Here is a 2,451-nt window from a genome sequence, read left to right on the forward strand (position 1 = left end):
GCTATACGTTCCCGTCCGGGCCGTTCGTCGGTTCGGTGGCCGGCTCCGCCGCCGGCCTGGCCGCTGGCTCCGCCACCGGCTCGGCTACCGCCACCGGCTCGGCTACCGCCACCGGCTCGGCTACCGCCACCGGTTCCGTTGCCGGCTCGGCCAGGGCGTCCGCGACCGGCCCGGCGGTGAGCGCCACCTGCCAGGGCCGGGCGCCGCCGGCCCGCAGCACCCCGGCCACCAGTTCGCTGGTCACCCGCGGGTCGCTGACCTGGTGGTCGCTGGCCGCCGGGCGCGGTGGTGACCAGGCGAGCCGGCGGGCGAGAGCCGGTTCCAGCAGGTTCTCCACCGGCATGGTCCGCTCGGCGGCGATCGCGGTGAGACGGGCGCGTACCCGGGTCAGGCGGGCGGCGGCCGCCGGGTCGCGGTCGGCCCACCGGTTCGGCGGCGGCAGGGCGTCCGCGTTGGCCGAGGCGGGCGCGGGCAGGGCGTCCTCGGGCAGCCCGGCGGCCTCCCGCAGGGCGGCGAACCAGGTCCGCGCGGTGCGGCGCAGCCGCGGGCCGGAGAAGACCGGCAGCCGGGTCAGGGCCTCGACGTCCACGGGAGCGGTCAGCACCGCTTCGATGATCGCGCTGTCCGGGAGCACCCGGCCGGGCGCGATGTCGCGTTCGCGGGCGATGCGGTCCCGGGTCGTCCACATCGAGCGGACCGCGGCGAGCTGGCGCCGGTTGCGGACCCGGTGGATCCCGCTGGTGCGCCGCCACAGGTCCGGCCGCGGCTCCCGCGGGGGAGCGGCCGCGATCGCGGCGAACTCCTCCCGGGCGAAGGCCAGCTTGCCCTGCGCCTCCAGCTCGGCCTCCAGCGCGTCGCGCAGTTCGACGAGCAGTTCGACGTCGAGCGCGGCGTAGCGCAGCCACGGTTCGGGTAACGGCCGGGTGGACCAGTCGGCCGCGGAATGCCCCTTCTCCAGGGTGAAGCCCAGCACCTTCTCGACCATGATCCCGAGCCCGACCCGCTCGTAGCCCAGCAGCCGGCCGGCCAGCTCGGTGTCGAAGAGCAGGCCTGGGCGCAGGCCGACCTCGGCCAGGCAGGGCAGGTCCTGGCTGGCCGCGTGCAGGACCCATTCGGCGTCGCCGACGGCGTCCTGCAGGCAGGTGAGGTCGGCGAGTGCGACCGGGTCGACAAGATGGGTGCCCGAGCCGCGGCGGCGTACCTGGACGAGGTAGGCCCGCTGGCTGTAGCGGTAGCCTGAGGCCCGTTCGGCGTCGAAGGCGACCGGGCCCGTGCCGGCGGCCAGCCGCGCCGCCGCCGCGAGCAGCGCCGTCCGGTCGACGATCACGGCAGGTATGCCCTCGGCGGGTTCCAGCAGCGGGCGGGCCTGCCCCGCGCTGCCGTCCGGCCCTTGGCCGAGTTGGTGGGATGAGTCCGGAACCGTCGACGTCACGATCGGCGATGGTACGTCGCGAACAGCGTCCAAGCGTGCTGGACGGGTGCAGGGAAACCAGCCAGATCGACCAGGGACGGCGGTTTGCCCCGGATCAGGGGCCTTCTTTCACCCTGGAGAGCCGATCGGTCGCTCAAAGCGTCGGAATGCTTGTGGGACCGCGGGATGGGCGGGGCCGGCACCGGGCCGGCGTCAGGCCGGCACCGGGACGGGGTCAGGACGGGTGGCGGGACGGCAGAGGTATCACTCCGCGTATCCGTGGGGGCAGGCCCACCATGGCCGCCAGCAGGTCGACGAAGGAGTGGAGCTGGGCCGCCGCCTCGGCGGGCCGCCACAGACGGTGATCGCAGCCGTTGGTCGTCCCGGGCCACTCCGGCGACCAGGAGCAGCGCAGTTCCACGTCCGAGTTGTCGCCGTCCGCCGCCAGCACACCGAACCGTTTCGAGCTCGTGATGGTCACCGTGCCGCCTATCGCCCGGTAGCCGGCCTGGTTGGCCTCCATCGCGTCCCGCAGCCACGACCAGACGACCTCGGGCAGCAGCGGGTCGGCGGCGATCTCGGGGTCGACCGCCGCGCGGGCATAGCAGACGAACCGTGCCGTGCCCTCCCAGGCGCTGTGCCCAGCCGGGTCGAACAGGAGGATCAGCCGGCCCGAGGCGGCTTCGTCGCCGTCCTGCGAGAGCCCGCCGGCGGCCGCGAACGCGTACGGCGCGAGTCTCGCCGGCGCCTGGATCTCGTGTACCGCGACCTCCGGGCGGACCCGGCCCAGCGCGTCCCGCAGCGCAGCCGTGGCCGCGAGGAAGACAGCTGGGCCGCCGTCCGGAGACAGCGGCGCGCCCATGGACGTCACGGTAGGACGTCCTGACCGTGCGCGCGCGACGGAGCATGGATGTGCGAGATGGTGTGGGCGGCAGTACGGGCGAGCGGTGCGCGGAGCAGCCGACAGGGAGCCAACCGGCAGGAAGCGGCCAACCGGTCAGGTGGCATGGCACGACCACCGGTCAGGCGACATGTGGTCC

Annotated in this window: 2 protein-coding genes; both read right to left on the minus strand. The window is 74.7% G+C overall.

Translation table 11 applies throughout. From position 1 onward, the window contains the following. Position 1 precedes the first annotated feature (1 nt). Positions 2-1,432: a ribonuclease D gene (locus NBX02_RS08695; protein ID WP_250290847.1), complete on the minus strand. Its 1,431-nt coding sequence runs from the start codon at positions 1,430-1,432 to the stop codon at positions 2-4. Positions 1,433-1,646: 214 nt separating this feature from the next. After that, positions 1,647-2,273: a DUF3000 domain-containing protein gene (locus NBX02_RS08700; RefSeq protein WP_250282142.1), complete on the minus strand. Its 627-nt coding sequence runs from the start codon at positions 2,271-2,273 to the stop codon at positions 1,647-1,649. Between the last annotated feature and the right edge of the window lie 178 nt (positions 2,274-2,451).

It is taken from the genome of Protofrankia sp. CiP1_Cm_nod1, from assembly GCF_920888515.1.
In the GTDB taxonomy this organism is placed as follows: domain Bacteria; phylum Actinomycetota; class Actinomycetes; order Frankiales; family Frankiaceae; genus Protofrankia.

Coding starts and splice junctions, on each gene's coding strand:
- NBX02_RS08700 (WP_250282142.1), bottom strand. CDS start 2,273: ATGGGCGCGCCGCTGTCTCCGGACGGCGGCCCAGCTGTCTTCCTCGCG.